This window comes from Kitasatospora sp. NPDC056651, from assembly GCF_042792155.1.
Taxonomy (GTDB): Bacteria; Actinomycetota; Actinomycetes; order Streptomycetales; family Streptomycetaceae; genus Kitasatospora.
This window is the reverse complement of the sequence record NZ_JBHTWX010000019.1, coordinates 66399-84431: the sequence shown is the minus strand read 5'-3', so window position 1 is coordinate 84431 and position 18033 is coordinate 66399. Positions and strand designations below refer to the sequence as shown.

15 protein-coding genes and 1 pseudogene are annotated in these 18033 nt (G+C 74.8%); 7 read left to right on the top strand and 9 right to left on the bottom strand.

Features of this window, described 5'->3' with window-relative positions; all coding sequences use genetic code 11:
- Both ACFRAR_RS10885 and ACFRAR_RS10880 read left to right on the top strand, forming a co-directional pair.
- A pseudogene (locus tag ACFRAR_RS10885) lies at window positions 1-2717 on the top strand (hypothetical protein); the annotation flags it as partial.
- A 117-nt stretch (window positions 2718-2834) separates the two neighbouring features.
- Window positions 2835-3764: a cellulose-binding protein gene (locus ACFRAR_RS10880; protein WP_224283202.1), complete on the top strand. Its 930-nt coding sequence runs from the start codon at window positions 2835-2837 to the stop codon at window positions 3762-3764.
- A gap of 108 nt (window positions 3765-3872) precedes the next feature.
- On the opposite strand, the gene ACFRAR_RS10875 is transcribed toward ACFRAR_RS10880, so the two are convergent.
- On the bottom strand, window positions 3873-4193 hold the full coding sequence (locus ACFRAR_RS10875) for a hypothetical protein (protein WP_380697097.1): 321 nt from the start codon (window positions 4191-4193) through the stop codon (window positions 3873-3875).
- Window positions 4190-4987: an alpha/beta fold hydrolase gene (locus tag ACFRAR_RS10870; RefSeq protein WP_380697095.1), complete on the bottom strand. Its 798-nt coding sequence runs from the start codon at window positions 4985-4987 to the stop codon at window positions 4190-4192. Before ACFRAR_RS10870 ends, ACFRAR_RS10875 begins: the two co-directional genes overlap by 4 nt.
- Before the next feature lie 93 nt (window positions 4988-5080).
- On the opposite strand from ACFRAR_RS10870, the gene ACFRAR_RS10865 reads away from it, so the two are divergent.
- Together ACFRAR_RS10865 and ACFRAR_RS10860 are read left to right on the top strand one after the other, a co-directional pair.
- Entirely contained in the window at window positions 5081-6094 is a 1014-nt protein-coding gene (locus ACFRAR_RS10865) for an ABC transporter ATP-binding protein (RefSeq protein ID WP_380697093.1), read from the top strand.
- 1 nt (window position 6095) lies between these two features.
- A complete protein-coding gene (locus ACFRAR_RS10860) occupies window positions 6096-6863 on the top strand; it encodes an ABC transporter permease (RefSeq protein ID WP_380697091.1) in 768 nt (255 codons plus the stop codon).
- A 27-nt stretch (window positions 6864-6890) separates the two neighbouring features.
- Here ACFRAR_RS10860 and ACFRAR_RS10855 read toward each other — a convergent pair whose 3' ends face one another.
- A complete protein-coding gene (locus ACFRAR_RS10855) occupies window positions 6891-7214 on the bottom strand; it encodes an ATP/GTP-binding protein (protein ID WP_380697089.1) in 324 nt (107 codons plus the stop codon).
- 228 nt (window positions 7215-7442) lie between these two features.
- Between ACFRAR_RS10855 and ACFRAR_RS10850 the strand changes: the two genes are divergently transcribed.
- On the top strand, window positions 7443-8753 hold the full coding sequence (locus tag ACFRAR_RS10850; protein ID WP_380697087.1) for an LLM class flavin-dependent oxidoreductase: 1311 nt from the start codon (window positions 7443-7445) through the stop codon (window positions 8751-8753).
- A gap of 76 nt (window positions 8754-8829) precedes the next feature.
- Here the strand turns inward: ACFRAR_RS10850 and ACFRAR_RS10845 are convergent, their stop codons facing one another.
- Window positions 8830-9222 (bottom strand): SCO5389 family protein, encoded by a 393-nt coding sequence (locus ACFRAR_RS10845; RefSeq protein WP_316526255.1) that lies wholly within the window; start codon window positions 9220-9222, stop codon window positions 8830-8832.
- A 482-nt stretch (window positions 9223-9704) separates the two neighbouring features.
- Between ACFRAR_RS10845 and nucS the strand changes: the two genes are divergently transcribed.
- A complete protein-coding gene (nucS, locus tag ACFRAR_RS10840; RefSeq protein ID WP_189915743.1) occupies window positions 9705-10364 on the top strand; it encodes an endonuclease NucS in 660 nt (219 codons plus the stop codon).
- Here the strand turns inward: nucS and ACFRAR_RS10835 are convergent.
- The 3 genes from ACFRAR_RS10835 to ACFRAR_RS10825 form a co-directional block, all read right to left on the bottom strand.
- A complete protein-coding gene (locus tag ACFRAR_RS10835) occupies window positions 10316-12637 on the bottom strand; it encodes an ATP-binding protein (RefSeq protein WP_380697084.1) in 2322 nt (773 codons plus the stop codon). The two genes, nucS and ACFRAR_RS10835, sit on opposite strands and share 49 nt — an antisense overlap.
- Before the next feature lie 297 nt (window positions 12638-12934).
- The gene (locus ACFRAR_RS10830; RefSeq protein ID WP_380697082.1) at window positions 12935-13255 is read right to left on the bottom strand and encodes an STAS domain-containing protein; all 321 of its coding nucleotides are present in this window, start codon (window positions 13253-13255) and stop codon (window positions 12935-12937) included.
- A gap of 351 nt (window positions 13256-13606) precedes the next feature.
- Window positions 13607-14476, bottom strand: coding sequence for a 3-hydroxyacyl-CoA dehydrogenase family protein (locus tag ACFRAR_RS10825; RefSeq protein WP_380697080.1), 870 nt, complete (start codon window positions 14474-14476; stop codon window positions 13607-13609).
- A 456-nt stretch (window positions 14477-14932) separates the two neighbouring features.
- Here ACFRAR_RS10825 and ACFRAR_RS10820 point away from each other — a divergent pair, with 456 nt between their 5' ends.
- A complete protein-coding gene (locus ACFRAR_RS10820; protein ID WP_380697078.1) occupies window positions 14933-16108 on the top strand; it encodes a cytochrome P450 in 1176 nt (391 codons plus the stop codon).
- Window positions 16109-16180: 72 nt separating this feature from the next.
- Here ACFRAR_RS10820 and ACFRAR_RS10815 read toward each other — a convergent pair whose 3' ends face one another.
- A complete protein-coding gene (locus ACFRAR_RS10815) occupies window positions 16181-16831 on the bottom strand; it encodes a response regulator (protein ID WP_380697076.1) in 651 nt (216 codons plus the stop codon).
- Entirely contained in the window at window positions 16828-18000 is a 1173-nt protein-coding gene (locus tag ACFRAR_RS10810; protein WP_380697074.1) for a sensor histidine kinase, read from the bottom strand. Before ACFRAR_RS10810 ends, ACFRAR_RS10815 begins: the two co-directional genes overlap by 4 nt.
- Window positions 18001-18033 lie beyond the last annotated feature (33 nt).

Below are 18033 nucleotides of genomic sequence, written 5' to 3'. Positions count from 1 at the left end.
AGCTGCGCGAGAGCGCCGAGGCCCACGCCGAACGCGTGCGCACCGAGGCCGACCGGCACGCCACCGACCTCACCCAGCGCACCGCGACGGAGACCACGGAGGTCCGCGAGGCCGCCGAGACGTACGCCGTCGAGGTCCGCGAAGCCGCCACGACGTACGCCGACGAAGCCCGCGGGCAGGCCGACACGTACGCCGACGAGCAGCGCACCGGCGCCGACGCCTACGCCGCCGACGTCCGCGAGCAGGCCGACGGCTACGCCACGGACACCCGGGCCGAGGCCGAGCAGGCCGCCGGTGAGCTGCGGGCCCTCGCCCAGCAGGAGACCACCCAGCTGCGCGAGAGCGCCGAGGCCCACGCCGAACGCGTGCGCACCGAGGCCGACCGGCACGCCACCGACCTCACCCAGCGCACCGCGACGGAGACCGCCGAGGTCCGCGAGGCGGCCGACCGGCACAGCGCCGAGGTCCGCGAGGCGGCCGACCGGCACAGCGCCGAGGTCCGCGAGGCCGCCGAGACCTACGCCGTCGAGGTCCGCGAAGCCGCCACGACGTACGCCGACGAAGCCCGCGAGCAGGCCGACCGGCACACCACCGAGGCCCACGCCGCCGCCGAGGCCCACGCCGCCGACGTCCGCGAGCAGGCCGACACCTACGCCACCGAGCGGCGCACCGCCGCCGACGAGGCGCTGGAGCGGGCCGAGGCCACCGCCGAGCGGCGCCGGGACGAGGCCGCCAAGGACGCCAAGGCGAGCCGCGAGAAGGCCGCCGCCGAACTGGCCCTGGCCAACGAGCAGGCCGAGACTGTCCGCGCCGAGGCCGGCCGGGCGATGTCCGAGGCCCGCGCCGCCGCCGACGACATCCGCGCCGAGGCCGCCGCCGAGCTGGAGCAGGCCAAGGCCGACGGCGAGGAGCTGGTCGCCGTCGCCAGGTCGGAGGGCGCCGACCTGGTGTCCGCCGCCGAGGAGGAGGCCGCCGAGGTCCGCCAGTCGGTGGCCGGCATGTACGAGGCCGCCGCCGAGCAGATCTCCGCGCTCAAGGCCACCGCCGCCCGGGAGGCCGCCGAGGTCCGGGAGGCCGCCGAACAGGACGCCGCCGAACAGCGCGCCCTCGCCGACCGCGAGACCGGCGACCAGCGCGAACTGGCCGACCGGGAGACCACCGAGCAGCGCGAGGCCGCCGAGGCGTACGCCACCGAGCTGCGTGCCCTGGCCGAGCGCGAGGCCGCCGAGCAGCGCGAGCTCGTCGACCGCGAGACCGCCGACCGGCGGGCCCGCACCAAGGCCGAGACCACCGCCCTGCGCGAGCAGACCGAGCTGGAGCTGGCCGCCGAGCGGGAGGCCGCCGAGAACGAGATCGGCCGTCTGCGCGCCGAGGCCCGGGCCTACGACGAGCAGCTGCGCACGGACGCCGAGGCCGAGCTGCACGCCGCCCAGGAGACCGCCGAGCAGCTGCGCACCGACGCCGAGGCGCGGGCCGCCCGCACGGTGGCCGAGGCCGAGGCCCGGGGCGCCCGCACCGTCGCCGACGCCGAGGAGCTGGCCGCCGGTCTGCGCGCCGAGGCCGAGGAGTACGCCCTCGCCACCCGCACCCTGGCCGACGACTACGAGACGGCCACCCGCACCCGCGCCGACGCCTACGACGAGCAGACCCGGGACGCCGCCGAGCAGTTCGACAAGGCCACCCGCGAGCGGGCCAAGTCCGTCCTGGAGAAGGCCTTCGCGGACGCCGAGTCGCTCGGCGAGGACGCCCAGACCACCGCGCTGGCGACCACCGCCGCCGCCGAGGAGCAGGCCGACGCGATGGTCGCCGCCGCCCGCAAGGAGGCCGACCGGCTGGTCGCCGCCGGCGAGGCGGCCGGTCAGGCCGAGGTCGAGAAGGGCCGCTCCGACGCGGACGCGCTGCTCGCCGAGGCCCGCCGGGACGCGACCGCGATCCGCGAGCGCGCCGAGGAGCTGCGCGAGCGCACCGACGCCGAGGTGGAGGCGCTGCACGAGCGCGCCCGCAAGGAGAACGCGGCGGCCATGAAGTCGGCCGGCGAGCGGGTGGACGCGCTGGTGACGGCCGCCCAGGAGCAGCTGACCGAGGCCGAGGAGCAGGCGGTGGCCACCGTCGCCGAGGCCGAGGACCGTGCCGCGGCCCTGGTCGCCGCCGCCGACGACCGGGCGAACGAGCTGACCTCGGAGGCCTCCGCGGAGGCCAGCAAGGTCCGGCTGTCCGCCGTCCGCAAGGCCGAGGGCCTGCTGAAGGAGGCGGAGACCAAGCTCGCGAACTCCACCGGCCGGGCCGAGACGCTCATCGAGAAGGCCGAGGCCAAGCTCACGTCGGCCGAGACCGAGGCCGAGGAGCGGCTGGACCGGGCCGCCGCCGAGGCGGAGAAGCGGCTGCGGGACGCCGACGAGGCCGCGGACGAGCAGATCGAGCTGGCGAAGGCGGAGGCCGAGCGGCTGCTCGCCGAGGCCAAGGCCGAGGCGAAGCGGGTCACCCACGAGGGCCGGCGCGAGTTGGACGAACTGGTGCGCCGCCGCAAGGACATCAACACCGAGATCTCCAGGGTCCAGGACGTGCTGTCCGCCCTGGAGGCGTTCGAGGCACCGTCACCGGTCGCCCAGGCCAACGGGGGAAGCAGTACCAAGAAGGACGGGGGCGCCAAGGCGGGTGCCGGAGTTGGCTCCCCCCGGTCGGGTGGCAATCGCTCCAAGAGCTCACCACCCGATTGAGCGGACATTGGCGGTCATTGTCCGTGAGAGGACGGCGTATCGCCGCCGACACTCCGGTACCGTGTCAGGATTCCCTCAACCACCTCAGCGGTTTGACGACAGGAAGCCCAGAACCCCATGAGCGACAGTCACTCCCCTCACGGCTTCGACCTGGTGCGCCGTGGGTACGAGCGCGCCCAGGTCGACGAGCGGATCACCAAGCTGGTGGCCGACCGTGACAGTGCCTTGACCCGGATCAGTGCGCTGGAGAAGCGCATCGAGGAACTCCACCTGGAGACCCAGTCCGCCCAGGCGGCGGTCGTCGAGCAGGAGCCCTCCTACGCCGGTCTCGGCGCCCGGGTCGAGAAGATCCTGCGACTCGCCGAGGAGGAGGCCAAGGACCTGCGCGACGAGGCGCACCGCGCCGCCGAGCAGCACCGCGAGCTCGCCGAGGCCGCCGCCCAGCAGGTCCGCACCGAGGCCGAGAACTACGCCAAGGACCGCAAGGCCAAGGCGGAGGACGAGGGTCTGCGGATCGTCGACAAGTCCAAGAGCGACGCCGCCCAGCTGCGCGCCGAGGCCAACAAGGACGCCCAGAACAAGCGCGAGGAGGCGGACGCCCTCTTCGAGGACACCCGCACCAAGGCCGCCCAGGCCGCGCTGGAGTTCGAGACCAACCTGGCCAAGCGCCGCGAGCAGTCCGAGCGCGACCTGGCCGCCCGTCAGGCCAAGGCCGAGAAGCGCCTGGCCGAGATCGAGCACCGGGCCGAGCAGCTGCGTCTGGAGGCCGAGAAGCTGCGCACCGACGCCGAGCGCCGCGCCCGCCAGACCGTCGAGACGGCCCAGCGCCAGTCCGAGGACATCGTGGCCGACGCCAACGCCAAGGCCGACCGCATCCGCAGCGAATCCGAGCGCGAGCTGGCGGCGCTCACCAACCGCCGCGACAGCATCAACGCCCAGCTGACCAACGTCCGCGAGATGCTGGCGACGCTGACCGGCGCGGCCGTGGCCGCCGCCTCGCTGCCGAACGACGACACCATGGGCGTGCCCGCCCAGCAGTCGCGCTGACGCACGCCGGCCCGAACGGCACCACAGGCCCTCACCCGCCCGGGTGAGGGCCTGTCCGCTTTCGCGCCGTCATCACCTCGGGCGGCTTCCGCGCCCGCCCGGCGGGACCTACCGCGGGTAGGCCCCGTCGGGGCGCTGGTGGCCGCTGCTGAGCTGGTTGCCCTCGTCGTCCGAGACGGTGCCGAACCAGGAGGTGCACCAGACCGACACCGAGTCCGGCCAGTACTGCACCTCGAAGGGATGGCCGGGCCCGTAGTCGCCGTACGAGGTGACGATGAAGGTCTCCCCCGGGCGCATCCAGTAGTCCTCGCCGAGCGGTTCCAGGGTCAGTTCGACCAGCCCCTCGCCCCGGTTGGTCACGGGCATCCGGCCGGTCACCTCCAGTGCCGAGTAGTCCCAGGCCGCCGAGTCCTGGCTCTCCTGACTCATCCGGCGGCCACCCGGGCGAGCAGGGCGCGCACGGCGGCGTCGAAGGCCTCGGGCGCCTCCAGGGCGCTCAGGTGGCCCACCCGGGGGAGGACGGTCAGCTCGGCGTCCGGCCGGACGCCGAGCATCAGCTCCGCCTCCTCCGGCGCCACCAGGGCGTCGTCGGCGCCCGTCACGATCGCGACCGGCACCCGCAGGGCGGCCAGCACGTCCCGGGAGTCCGGGCGGGCCGCCATGGCCCGCTGGGCCCAGGCGACGGCGGCCGGCGGCGCGGCGGCGACCATCGCCTGCACCCGCTCCACCAGGTGCTGGGAGTGGGGGCCGAGCTGCCCGGCCGCGACCCGCTCGTCCAGCAGGAGTCCCACGCTGTCCCGCGCGGTGACGGCGGTGGCGATCCGCTCCCGGTTGGCCCGGACCGCGTCGGTGTCGGCGGTGGCCCGGGTGTTGGCGAGCAGCAGCCCGGCGAGCCGGCCGGGGTGGCGGCGGGCGAAGGCCAGTGCCACGTAGCCGCCCATGGAGAGCCCGCCGACCACCGCGCGCTCGATCCCGGCCGCGTCCAGCAGCAGCGCGAGGTCGTCCGCGACCGGGTCCAGGGAGGGGTCGTCTCCACCCAGCGCGGTGCCGCCGAACCCCCGCTGGTCGGGGGCGAGCACCCGCGTTTCGTCCCCGGTCAGGCCGGGCAGCGCGTCCAGTTGGGACGACCACATCGAGGCGTTCAACGGAAAGGCGTGCAGCAGCACGAGGGGTGTTCCGGTACCGCTCTCGCGGACGGACACTGCGGAGGGGAGCTGGGTCATGCGCCCAACCTATTGCGGTGCGCCGTGCGGGCCCACTCAGCGGGCCGAGATATCCCGTTTGTCCTAGCCTGGCAAGGAACTGAGGGAGCGCGAATGATCGAGCTGCACGAGCTGACAAAACGTTACGGCAAGACCCTCGCGGTGGACCGGCTCAGCTTCCAGGTCCCCCGGGGCGTGGTGACCGGTTTCCTCGGCCCGAACGGCGCGGGCAAGTCCACGACCATGCGCATGATCCTCGACCTCGACCGCCCCACCGCCGGCCGGGTCACCATCGACGGCAAGCACTACGGCCAGCTCAGCGAACCGCTCAAGTACATCGGCGCCCTGCTGGAGGCCAAGGCCGTCCACCCCGGCCGCACCGCCCGCGACCACCTGCTCTGGCTCGCCCAGAGCAACCGCGTCCCCGAACGCCGGGTGGACGAGGTGCTCGCCCTGGTCGGCCTCACCCCGGTGGCCCGCAAACGCGCCCGCGGCTTCTCGCTCGGCATGGGCCAGCGCCTGGGCATCGCCTCCGCCCTGCTCGGCGACCCCGAGATCATCATGTTCGACGAGCCGGTCAACGGCCTGGACCCGGAGGGCATCCTCTGGGTCCGCAACCTGATGAAACGCCTCGCCGCCGAGGGCCGGACGGTCTTCGTCTCCTCCCACCTGATGAGCGAGATGGCCGTCACCGCCGACCACCTGGTGGTCATCGGCAGGGGCCGGCTGCTCGCCGACCTGCCGATGCCGGAGTTCATCCGGCGCAACTCCCGCTCCGCCGTCCGGCTGCGCGGCCCGGAGCCCGAGCGGATCCTCGACGTGCTGGCCGGGGCCGGCCTGCGCCACGAACCGGGCCCGGACGGCTCCCACGAGGTGGTCGACGGGGACATCGCCCGGCTCGGCGAGCTGTTCGCCGGGCACGGCGTGGTGCTGCACGAGCTCAGCCCGCAGCAGGCCTCGCTGGAGGACGCCTTCATGCGGATGACGGCCGACTCGGTGGAGTACCACGCGGGCGACGGACCGGGCCGGGACGCGGCCGGCGCGGCCGGTCCGACCCCCCGGTGGGGCGCCGGCCGACAGCCGGACGACGCCCGGCCCACCGCCACGGCACAGCAGGAGGAGAACTGAGATGACGTCCTTCCCCGCGGTCCTGCGCTCCGAGTGGACGAAGATCCGCAGCGTCCGCTCGACGGTCTGGACGCTCGCCCTGACCTTCGTCGTCACGGTCGGCATCGGCGCGCTGCTGTCCCTGCTCACCAACAGCAACTTCGCCGAGTTCCGGGGCAGCCGGCAGACCCCGTTCGACGCCACCAGCACGTCCTTCGCCGGCATCCAGCTCGGCGAGCTGGCGATCATCGTCTTCGGCGTGCTGGCGATCGGCAACGAGTACAGCAGCGGCATGATCCGGCTCACCCTGGCCGCCGTCCCGCAGCGCGCCACCCTGCTCACCGGCAAGGCGGCGGTGCTCGGCGCGCTCGCCCTCGCCGTCTCGCTGGTGACGGCCTTCGTCACGTTCTTCGTCGGCCAGTCGCTGCTCGGCTCGCACTCCACCACGATCGGCGAGCCGAACGTGCTGCGCGCGGTGTTCGGGGCCGCGCTCTACCTGACGATGCTCTGCCTGTTCGCGGCGGGCGTCACCACGATGCTGCACAGTCAGACGCTCGCGCTCGGCGTGCTGGTCCCGTTCTTCTTCCTGCTCTCGCCGATCCTCTCGGCGGTGCCGAAGGTCCGGACCCTGGCCCACTACTTCCCCGACTACGCGGGCTCGCGGATGCTGCTGGTGTACCAGCAGCACGACCAGCCGTACGGGCCGCTGGCCGGCTTCCTGATCTGCCTGGCCTGGACGGCGGCGGCCCTGGTCGGCGGCGCGCTGGTGCTCAAGCGGCGCGACGCGTAGGCCCCAGCGGCTCCCGCGACGGGACCGTCAGTACCGCGGAGCGCCGCGGCCCCGCAGCAGGTTGGAGGCCCGGCGCTCCCGCGCTCCCCAGCACGCGCGGTGCCAGTGCCGCCGGTCGTCCACCCCCGCGCCGTGCATCGGCCAGGCCACCACGTGGCCCATCCCCGACGGGATCTCCTGGTCGCAGCCCGGGCAGCGGTAGGAGCGGCCCGCGGTACCGGCGACCGTCTGCACCACCCAGTCGTCACCCTGGTAGCTCTCGGTGCGGCGCAGCGAACCGCCGAGCGGCGCGGACGGCTCGGCGCTCTCGCGGGGGGCGGCGCTCTTGATCCGGTTGCGGCGCGGCGACACGGCGGACTCCCTCTCCTGCTGGGCTGTGGGTCGTTCCAGCCTACGGCCGGCCCGACTCCCGCACGGCCACTACCACGGCTCCGTCCGACACTTCGGCCTTTTTGCAGAGATCCACCCGATCATCGGGGAAATCGGGGGTTCCGCGTGCCATTGGCACATGACATCCGATACCCACAAGGGGAAGAGGCGGGGCCCGCGACCCTGCGCGCACCCGAGGAGGCCCCCACCATGAGCAAGACCACCGCCCGCGTCGAGACCGGCCGACCCGTCGGGGTCCGGCCACCCGTCCCCGGGCCGGCGCTGACCACCGTCCCCCCGGTGACGGCCGTCGCGGGCGAGCCGCTGCCCGCGGCCCAGCGCGCGGGCGCGCTGCCGCCGGCCACCGGATCGGTCCGGGTCGGCCTGTTCCTGCTGTCCGCCCAGTTCCCCGGGCAGAGCCACGGCGAGGCGCTGGAGCGCACCGTCGGCTCCGCCGTCGAGGCCGAACGCGCGGGCCTGGACAGCGTCTGGCTGGCCGAGCACCACTTCGTGCCGTACGGGGTCTGCCCGGACGCCGCCACGCTGGCCGCGATGCTGCTCGGCCGCACCCGCCGGATCGGCGTCGGCACGGCCGTCAGCGTGCTCTCCACCCGTCACCCGGTGGCGCTCGGCGAGCAGGCCGCGCTGCTCCACCTCACCTCCGGCGGACGGTTCACGCTCGGGGTGGGCCGCGGCGGACCGTGGATCGACCTGGACGTGTTCGGCGGCGGCGTGGACGCCTTCGAGCGCGGCTTCCCGGAGCGGCTGGACCTGCTGCTGCGCTGGCTGCGCGGCTCCCGGGTGGGCGCGGACGGCCCGCAGTTCGCCTTCCCCGAGGTCGCGGTGGTGCCGCGGGCCACCGAACCGGTGCGGCGGGCGGCACTGAGCAGCTGGCTCGGCCTCGGCGGGCGGTCCGGCCCGGTGCGCTTCCCGCGCCAGCGCCGGGACGACGAGGGCCTCGGCGAGGAGCTCACCGTCACCGGGCGGCCGGTGGCCGGCCCGCCGGTGGTGGTCGCCTGCACCTCGCCGGGCGGGGTGCGGCTGGCCGCCGAGCGCGGCCTGCCGATGCTGCTCGGCATGCACTCCGGGGACGAGGACAAGCTGCGGATGCTGGAGCTGTACCGGTCCGCCTGGCTGGCCGCCGGGCGCGGCGAGGAGCAGCTGCGCCGGGTCGGCCGCCGGCACGTCGCCGCCGGGGTGGCCCAGGTCGACGACCGCACCTCGGCGGCCCGGTCCACGCTGCTGAACGCGATGCCCGGCTGGTTCGAGTACGGCCTCGGCGCCCATCGCACGGTGGACGGCCGCGAGCGCTCGATGCGCGACCCGCGCCAGTACACCGAGCTGCTCTGCGACCTGCACGCGGTGGGCACCCCGCGGCAGTGCGCCGACCGGCTGCTGGCCACCGCCGAACGCACCGGGATCCGGCGCTTCGCCCTGCTCGCCGAGGGCAGCGGCGAACACGAGGCGACCCTGCACAACATCGCCCGGCTCGGCTCCGAGGTGCTGCCGCAGCTGGGCTAGCACTCCGGGCGGCCGCCGCCCCTCCCCCGCACCGAGGGGACGGGGCGGCCGGCGCCGCGACGGGGGTACGGCGGGGTCAGCAGTCCCGCAGTTCCTCGGACTGGTTGAGCAGCTGCTCCCGGACGGAGGTGAAGCGCTCGTACCGGGCCTCGTTGGGCTCCGACGGCAGGAACACCGCCACCCGGTGACAGTTCTGGAAGGCCAGCCGGACACCGAAGTGGCGCTGGAGCGCGCCCCGGATGGCATCGCTGGCGAGGGCGCGCAGCAGCTGGCCGCGGGCCTGCTCGCTGGGCGGCGGCACCTGGTTGTCGGCGAAGTCGGTGCCGTCGACCTTCGCCTGGGCGACCAGGGAGCTGATCAGGTCCCAGGCGTACGGCAGCGAGACGCGGACGCAGTCGACGAATTCCCGCTCGTCGACCTCGCCCCGCTCGGCCTTCTCCAGCAGGGCCGGTGAGACGTCGAGCGACATGGATTCTCCTCTCGCGGTCCACCCGCGCGGCGCCCGGGTGGTCGTGCGTAGGTCAAGCTCACAGTGAGGGTGGGCGCGGTTCGCATGGGGCGGTCCGGAACACGAGGGACAGGGGTTCCGGCGCCTTCGCGAGGAGCGACGGCACCACGGGACGTGACGTCCTGGATACCGAACGCGCTCAGAACAGCGTGGCAGTCGACGGCTCGGCAGACTGGTCGTTCCTGTGGATTTCCATGGAAATCCGGTGCGGCGCACCAGATTGGCCGGATCCCGTTGGACCGTTCATCCGAAGTCTCCATCCCCGTTGACAGCGATCCCGCAATCATGCCGTCACACACCGTAGCGAACCGGGGGGAGGGGCGCCAGACCTCGACGGGCGGCAGCGGGACCGTGCGACCTCCATGTTGGACGGGTTCGCGCCTTCTTCACCCCGCCGTCGCGGAATCGCATCAACTGGCCCTGGTGGGCTAGCGTGGTCGACCGTGCGTCTCGTAATTGCCCGCTGCTCAGTCGACTATGCCGGTCGGCTCTCCGCCCATCTGCCCTCCGCCACCAGGCTGATCCTGGTCAAGGCCGACGGCAGCGTCAGCATCCATGCCGACGACCGTGCCTACAAGCCGCTCAACTGGATGTCCCCGCCGTGCGTCCTCAAGGAGGCCGACGGGGTCTGGACGGTGGAGAACAAGGCCGGCGAGAAGCTGATCATCACGCTGGAGGAGGTGCTGCACGACTCGTCCCACGAGCTCGGGGTCGACCCGGGCCTGATCAAGGACGGCGTCGAGGCCCACCTCCAGGAACTGCTCGCCGACCGGATGGAAGTGCTCGGCTCCGGCTGGTCGCTGATCCGCCGCGAGTACCCGACCGCGATCGGCCCGGTGGACATCCTCTGCCGCGACGCCGACGGCGCCACGGTGGCCGTCGAGATCAAGCGCCGCGGCGAGATCGACGGTGTCGAGCAGCTCACCCGCTACCTCGAACTCCTCAACCGGGACCCGCTGCTCGCCCCGGTCAAGGGCGTCTTCGCCGCGCAGGAGATCAAGCCGCAGGCCCGCGTCCTGGCCACCGACCGCGGCATCGGCTGCGTGGTGCTGGACTACGACGAGCTGCGCGGCATCGACGACGACAAGCTCAAGCTGTTCTGACCGGTCCCCGGGGTGCTCGGACCGGCCGGCCCGCTCGGGCTGGTCGGCGCCCCGGAGGTGGTCGCCGGCGTGCCCGGGGTGCTCGCCGGGGAGGACGGGCTCTGGCTCGCTGACGGCGACTTCGAGGGCTGCCCGCTCGGCTGGGACGGCTGCGGCCGGCCCGGCTGCGGGTCCGGTTGCTGCGACTGGCCCGGTGCCGACGGCTGCGGGTTCTGCGACTCGCCCGCCCCCGGCGGGGAACTCGGCAGCCTCGTCGGCGAGGTGCCCGACGAGTGCGAGGTGCCACCGCTCGCGGTCGGCCCCGGGCCGCTCCCCTGCCCCGCCGGGCTGCCCGGCCCGGCTCCGGTGGTGCCCGCGCCGCCGCTGCCGGAGGGCAGCGGGTGCGGCGTGTCCGGGGTGCCGACACCGGTGTCCGGCCGGCCGCCGTGCGGCTCCGGCCCCTTGGTCCCGTCCGGCCCGCTGAAGCTCATCGCCACCGCCGTACCGAGCACCCCCAGGGTCAGCACGGCCGTGGAGAGCACGGCCACCCGCCGCCGCCTGCTGGACTTCAGGCCGGCCGGCACCCGGGCCGCGATCTTGCGGATCACCGGCGCCCGGGCGGGCGCCACCGCGGCGGGCGCGGCGGCGGGCAGCTGCCGGCCCTCGGCGCGCAGCAGGTCCAGCATCCGTCCGGCGGCGGCCACCCCGCGCTGCTCCCCCGCCGCGGCCCGCAGGGTGAGCGCGGTCTCCAGTTCGGCGATGGCCCGGGAGGGCTGCCGGACGCAGATCGCGTGCACGGCCGCCTCATGGTGGAACCAGGCCTGGTCGACCGGCGAGCCGGTCCGGCGGGCCGCCTCCAGCCCGAGTTCGAGCACCCGCTCCCAGGCGCCCCAGCGCAGCGACAGCGCCAGCGCGGGCGCCGCCGCCCGGGCGAGCCGGACCACCGCGTCGTGCCGCCCGGCGGAGCGGTCGGCGAGCAGCACGCCGATCACCACCTCGGCCTCGGCGGCGATCTGCTCCAGCGTCACCGAGCTGTGCCCGACCCACCAGGCGAAGTGCTGGGCGGCGCCGTCGACGCAGCCGCGGGCCGGCCAGTGCGGGGCGAGCAGGTCGAGCGCGCCGGCGGTCAGCCGGTGGTGCCCGTCGACGGACACCGCCAGCCCGGCGTCGGTGAGTTCGGCGAGGGCGGCCTCGCCCTGCCCGACGTCGATCAGCGCCGGCAGGTGCGGGGCGGTGGGGCAATCACCGCCGAGCGCGACGGCGAGCCGCAGCACGGCCTGTGCGGGCTCGCTCAGCCCTTCGGCGAGCCGGACGGCGGGCGAGGCGGTCTCCGGCACCGAGGGCAACGGGACGGTGCGGCGCAGCGCGCTCTCCCGGACCGCCGGGTCCGGGTCGTGGGCGGGCTCGGCGACGACACCGAAGACGTCCATCCGGTCGTCCTCGGCGGCGACCAGCGCGTCCACGGAGACGTCCCGCTGACGCAGCAGCGCGGCGGCCTGGACGAAGCGCAGCGGCAGGCCCTCGGACTCGAACCAGAGGTCCACCGCCCAGGCCTTCTCGGTGACGTCCAGCGGGCGCCCGGCCAGTCGGGCGGTGAGGGCGAGGCAGGCGGAGCGGGAGAGCCCGGCCACCAGGTGGTCCTGGAGCCGGGAGCCGGCCGGCAGCGGTGGGCCGTCCGGGGCGGAGGAGATCAGGAAGGCGCAGCCGGGGGCGGCGGCGAGCAGCTGCTCCAGCTCGGCACCGGAGGGTTCGGCGGCGTCGATCACGACGATCGCGCCGACCTCGGCGAGGTGGACGGCCAGCTGCCCGGGGTCGGGCCGGAAGCCGGGGGCGTGGTGGGTGGCCGCGAAGAGGTCCTGGAGCAGGTCGGGGACGGTCCGGCGGTGGCCGCAGAGCTGCACCACACCACCCGGGGCGAGGTCGGCGGCGGCCTCGGCGACGGCCGACAGCAGTGCGCTGCGACCCGAGCCGGCCTGGCCGACCAGGCGTATCGAGCGGCCCTCGGAGAGCAGGGCGAGCAGTTCGGCGATGTCGGCCTCGCGGTCCAGCATCGGCAGGTCGGCGGGGCCGGCGCCGAGCGCGAGCGGGCCGACCGCGCGGCCGACGCCGCCGGCCGGGCCCCGGGCGGGCTCGCTGCGTCCGATCCGCCGGGGGTGCGGACGCCACTCCTCGGGACAGGGCCTGGCCTCGGAGCCGTCCGGGGCGCCGACGCCCACCAGCAGGCCGCCGGAGACCAGTTCACCGCCGCGGGCGCGGACGGCTTCCTGACGGAACTCCCCGGATGGCTGTGCCACGTTCTGCTCCGCATCGTGCTCGGCCGTCGGCGCCCCGCGCCGTCCGGCTGACGTCCCGGTCGCGGCCGTGGCCGGGCTGGAGGCAGCCCCGGCGGCCGTCTTCTGACGGGCAGACTCTCGCACATTCGGGCCCGGCCGTGCAGAGGCGTCCGGGGCCGCCGCCGGGCGGGCGGCGCTGACCAGGGGCGTTGCCCGGTGGGGGCGGTGGCGCGCAGGCGCGCGGTCCGGCGCGCGGCTCGCGGGAGGGCGGACACGTCCGGTGGATCCCACCGGACCGGGCGCGCGGGCGGCGCAGCGTCAGAGGGTGGCCCCGTGCGCCTCGGTGGCGCCGTCGACGGCCAGGATGCGGTGCAGCTTGGTGGCCACCAGCAGCCGCTGGAGCTGGGCCGGGACGGAACGCAGCACCAGCCGACGGCCGATCCGGCCGGCCCGCCGGTGGGTGCCCATGATCACGCCGAGACCGGTGGCGTCCCAGAACTCCAGCCGCCCGAGGTCGAGCACGAGGTCGCCGAGGCCGCCGTCCACCGCCTGGTGCAGCAGGGCCCGCGCGTCGGCGGCGGTGCGCACGTCGAGGCGGCCTTCGATGGCCAGCGCCGTGTGGTCGCCGGTGATGCGCATGCTCTCCTCCTTCGCCTGGACGGCCTGCTACGGGGCGGATCCGCCCCGGCCGTGCCGGGTACGGGGCGGGGGGTGCATCCGGGAGGACCGTGGCCCCACATCCGGACCCGGGCGGAATGCCGGGTTCCCTCATCTGACGGCGAACCGGCTCCACAGGTTGCTGGTTCCGGCCAGATCTGAGGCAACTTCACCCGTCCGAGGGAATATACGCAGGTCGGCCCCACACCTACGCTCGATTACCGCCCAAATCACCCGTCTGCGGCACCGAGGTGAGGAAACTCACCCGCCCCGGCGGAGCGGGCGGTACGGTGCCGCGACCGCCCCGCCCGCCGCCCGTTCGGGCCGTCCGGGTCACTTGCCTTCGTACGGGTAGAAGCCGCGTCCGCTCTTGCGGCCCAGGTCACCGGCGGTGACCATGCGGGCCATGATCTCCGGCGCGGCGAACTTCTCGTCCTGGGTCTCGGTGTAGATGTTGCGGGCGGCGTGCAGCAGGATGTCCACGCCGGTCAGGTCGGCGGTCTGGAGCGGGCCCATCGCGTGGCCGAAACCGAGCCGGCAGGCGGTGTCGATGTCCTCGGCGGTGGCCACGCCCGACTCGTACAGCTTGGCGGCCTCGACGACCAGCGCGGTGATCAGGCGGGTGGTCACGAAGCCGGCCACGTCGCGGTTGACCACCACGACCTCCTTGCCGACGCCCTCGGCGTAGGCGCGGGCGGTGGCCAGCGTCTCGTCGCTGGTCTTGTAGCCGCGGACCAGCTCGACCAGCTTCATCATCGGGACCGGCGAGAAGAAGTGGACGCCGACGACCGACTCCGGGCGCCCGGTGGCGGCGGCGATCCGGGTGATCGGGATCGCGGAGGTGTTGGAGGCCAGCACGGCGCCGTCCTTGGCGAGCTTGTCGAGCTCGCGGAAGACGCCCTCCTTGACCTCCAGCTTCTCGAACACGGCCTCGACCACGATGTCGGCCTCGGCGACCGCGCCCAGGTCGGTGGTGGTGGTGATCCGGCCCAGCGCGGCCTCGGCCTCCTCGGCGCTCAGCTTGCCCTTGGCGACGAACTTCTCGTACGAGGCGCGGATGCCGGCCAGGCCCCGCTGGAGCGCCTCCTCCGTGACGTCCCGCAGCACCACCGGGTGGCCGGCCTGCGCGGACACCTGGGCGATGCCGGCGCCCATCAGGCCGGCACCGATCACGGCGATCTGCTTGCTGGACGCATTGCTCATGGCTGGGTCTCCCGATGCCGTCGCCGCCCCGCGGGCGGGCCCTGAAGGCGGCTCAGGGCAGGGATCACCGCCGGAGGAGCCGCACTGCTCACGGCGGACTTTAGTGCGCGGATCCCGCCCGCAATAGCGATCGGGAGTGTGATCTGCACCCGACCGGACCGGACCGGAGACCGACGTGCCGCCCCGGCGAGGACACGGAGCGGCCCGGCGAGGGCACGGAGCGGCCCGCACCGCGAATCCGGAGCTGACAGAGTCAGCCGGGCTTCCGGCTCGGACCACCCACTCCCCCGAATACTTCCGGAGGCCGAACAACGTCCGATCGACGACGGAAGAGCTGGGCATGAACAGTGGGCAGGCACGCATCGGCGGGCGGAGCGGACCGGCCGGAGGAGAGGTGCGGGCCGGGCTCCCGACGGACCGCCCCGGCCGCGCCTCCCGCGAGCGGGGAGCCGAGGCGTGAGCGCGCCGGCCCCCTTCCCGTTCCCCGAGTGCCCGGGCATCGCGCCCGCGCCGGAGTACGACGGCCTCGCCGAGCGCGGCCGCCTGGTCCCGGTGACGCTGCGCAGCGGCGCCACCGCGCTCCTGGTGCACCGCCACGAGGACGTCTGCCGGGTGCTCACCGATCCGGCGTTCAGCCGCGCCGCCGCCGCCCGGTTCGGCCTGACCGCCCGCTCCCCCGAGTCGCTGGCGCTGAACGCCGCGGACGCGCCGGACCACACCAGGCGGCGTCAGGTCGTCGCCCCGGCCTTCACCCACCGCCGGATCGCCCGGCTGCGCCCGGAGATCGAGCGGCTGACGGAGGACCTGCTGGACCGGATGGCCGAGCGCGGCGCCCCGGCCGACCTGCTCGCGGACTTCGCGGTGCCGCTCACCGTGGAGGTCGGCGCCCGGCTCTTCGGCCTGTCCGCCGAACAGGTGACCAGGCTGCTGCCGCTGGTGGAGCGGATGATGTCCACCACGGCCTACGGGCGCTCCGAGGTCGAGTCCGCGCACCACGCCATGTTCGCCGAGTTCGAACGGCACCTCGCGGACCGCGACCCGGCCGCCGAGGACCTGCTGGGCCCGATCGCCGGGGCCGTGCGCGACGGACGGCTGGGCGCGAACGAGGCCGTGCACCTGGCCTACGGGCTGCTGATCGCCTCCCACGAGACGACGGTCAACCAGCTGGGCGCGTGCGCCCTGCTCCTGCTGCGCGACCCGGAGCTCGCCCACACCCTGCGGACCGAACCGGAGCTGCTGCCGGACGCCGTCACCGAGATGCTCCGGTTCAGCTCGCTGAACGCCACCGGCGGCGTGCCGCACGTGGTCACCGAGCCGGTCCGGCTGGCCGGCACCGACCTGGCCCCCGGCACCGTGGTGCTGCCCGCGACGGACGGCGCCAACCGGGACCCGGACGTCTTCGCCCGCCCCCACGAACTGCGCCTCGACCGGACGGACAACCCCCACGTGTCCTTCGGCAAGGGCCGCCACCGCTGCCTCGGCGCACCGCTGGCCCAGATGGAGCTGGAGGTCGCGCTCGGCGCCCTGCTGCGCCGCCTGCCGACCCTGCGGGCGGCCCTGCCCGAGGAGGAACTGCGGTGGCGGACCGGGATGTACGTCCGCGGAGTGCGCGAACTGCCGATCACCTGGTAGCCGGAGGAACACCCACCGGCCGCGCCACCGAGGAGACCTGACGGCACGTCACGCACGGCGGGCCGGGTGCTCTCAGCCGGTCAGCCCGAGGTCCTGGGCCAGGATCGCCGCCTGCACCCGGCTGCGCAGCCGCAGCTTCGCCAGGATGCGGCTGACGTGCGTCTTGGTGGTCGCCTCCGCCATCTCCAGCCGGACCGCGATCTCCCCGTTGGACATCCCGGCCCCGATGCAGGCCAGCACCTCCCGCTCGCGGCCGGTCAGCGCCGCCACCGCCGCCCGGGCCTCCGGCCCGACCGGCCGGTCCGGGCGGGCGAACGCCCCGATCAGCCGCTTGGTCACCGAGGGCGCCAGCATGCCGTCCCCGCGCGCGACCGTACGGATGCCCTCGACCAGGGTGTCCGCCTCCAGGTCCTTGAGCAGGAAGCCGGACGCGCCGGCCCGCAGCGCGCCGTAGACGTACTCGTCCAGGTCGAAGGTGGTCAGCACGAGCACCTGCGCGGCCCCGGCGGCGACCACCTCGCGGGTCGCCGAGACGCCGTCCAGCCGGGGCATCTGCACGTCCATCAGCACCACGTCCGGCCGCAGCTCCAGCGCCAGCCGGACGGCCTCCTCGCCGTCGGCGGCCTGCCCGACCACCTCGAACCCCGGTTCGGCGCGCAGGATCATCACCAGCGCCGCCCGCACCGCCGCCTGGTCCTCGGCCACCAGCACCCTGACCGTCATGCCCGTCCCTCGCTCTCCCCGGCGCGCGGAAGCACCGCGCGCACCCTCCAGTGCCCGTCCCGCGGCCCGGCCTCGAAGCTGCCGCCGAGCAGCCCGGCCCGCTCCGCCATGCCCACCAGCCCGGCCCGGGCTCCGGGCAGACCGCGGCCCGGCGCGTCGCGGTACGGGCTGTCGACGGCGATCCGCAGCTCCTGCGGCCCGAACTCCAGCCGCAGGCTGACCAGTCCGGGCCCGGCGTGCTTGAGCGCGTTGGTCAGCGACTCCTGGACGATCCGGTACGCGGCCAGCCCGACCGGCACCGGCAGGTCGCCGCGCTCGCCCCGCTCCTCCAGTTCGAAGTCCAGCCCGACGTCCCGGCCGGCCGCCCGGGCCTTGGCCAGCAGGGCGTCGACGGCGGCCAGGTCGGGCGCCGCGTAGGACTCGTCCGCCTCCCTCCCGCCGCTGTCCCGGAGCAGTCCGATCATGCGGCGCATTTCGGCCAATCCCTGGACGCTGTTCTCCCGGATCACCGCCAGCACCTCCACCAGCGGATCGTCCTCGGGCAGCTTGCGGCGCCTGGCCACCGACTGCGCGCCGGTGGCGTGGATCGCGATCGCCGACAGGTGGTTGGCCACCACGTCGTGCAGCTCCCGCGCCATCCGGGCCCGTTCGGCGCCGACCGCCTCACGCCGGTCCATCTCCGACAGCAGCGCGGTCTGCTCCGCCCGCAGCCGCTCGGTCTCCGCCTCCCTCCGGTGCCTGCGCACCAGGTCGCCGGTCCACACCGGCGCCAGGAAGACCAGCGAACCCACCACCACGATCAGCAGCCCGGCCGGGGTGCCGCCGGAGTACCAGGCCAGGCTGGAGAGCACCAGCACGGTGGCCCCGCCGGTCAGGTGCAGCACCCGGGACATCCGCGGGCTGCCGTAGATCACCGCCGCGTACAGCAGATCGGTGTACATGATCAGCGTCGCCAGCAGGCTGCCGACGAACAGGCTCCCCGCGAAGGCCAGCCCGCCGACCGTCACCGCGAGCACCGGCCGGGTGCGCCGGACCAGCTCCAGCGCCGCCATCACCACCAGCGGCAGCAGCACCGACCACACCGGCAGGCGGTCGGGCCGCTCGTACACCTTGAAGACGATCAGCACCACGCCGCCGAGCAGCCCGCACAGGGCGATCAGCTGGTCCAACCGGCGCGGGGGGAGGGTACGGAACGGGAGGGG

Excerpts from the sequence above, each read along its gene's own strand:
- ACFRAR_RS10870 (WP_380697095.1), bottom strand. The coding sequence starts at position 4,987 with ATGACCCAGCTCCCCTCCGCAGTGTCCGTCCGCGAGAGCGGTACCGGA.
- ACFRAR_RS10865 (WP_380697093.1), top strand. The coding sequence starts at position 5,081 with ATGATCGAGCTGCACGAGCTGACAAAACGTTACGGCAAGACCCTCGCG.
- ACFRAR_RS10825 (WP_380697080.1), bottom strand. The coding sequence starts at position 14,476 with ATGAGCAATGCGTCCAGCAAGCAGATCGCCGTGATCGGTGCCGGCCTG.
- ACFRAR_RS10815 (WP_380697076.1), bottom strand. The coding sequence starts at position 16,831 with ATGACGGTCAGGGTGCTGGTGGCCGAGGACCAGGCGGCGGTGCGGGCG.
- ACFRAR_RS10875 (WP_380697097.1), bottom strand. The coding sequence starts at position 4,193 with ATGAGTCAGGAGAGCCAGGACTCGGCGGCCTGGGACTACTCGGCACTG.
- ACFRAR_RS10850 (WP_380697087.1), top strand. The coding sequence starts at position 7,443 with ATGAGCAAGACCACCGCCCGCGTCGAGACCGGCCGACCCGTCGGGGTC.
- ACFRAR_RS10860 (WP_380697091.1), top strand. The coding sequence starts at position 6,096 with ATGACGTCCTTCCCCGCGGTCCTGCGCTCCGAGTGGACGAAGATCCGC.
- ACFRAR_RS10880 (WP_224283202.1), top strand. The coding sequence starts at position 2,835 with ATGAGCGACAGTCACTCCCCTCACGGCTTCGACCTGGTGCGCCGTGGG.
- ACFRAR_RS10830 (WP_380697082.1), bottom strand. The coding sequence starts at position 13,255 with ATGCGCATCACCGGCGACCACACGGCGCTGGCCATCGAAGGCCGCCTC.
- ACFRAR_RS10845 (WP_316526255.1), bottom strand. The coding sequence starts at position 9,222 with ATGTCGCTCGACGTCTCACCGGCCCTGCTGGAGAAGGCCGAGCGGGGC.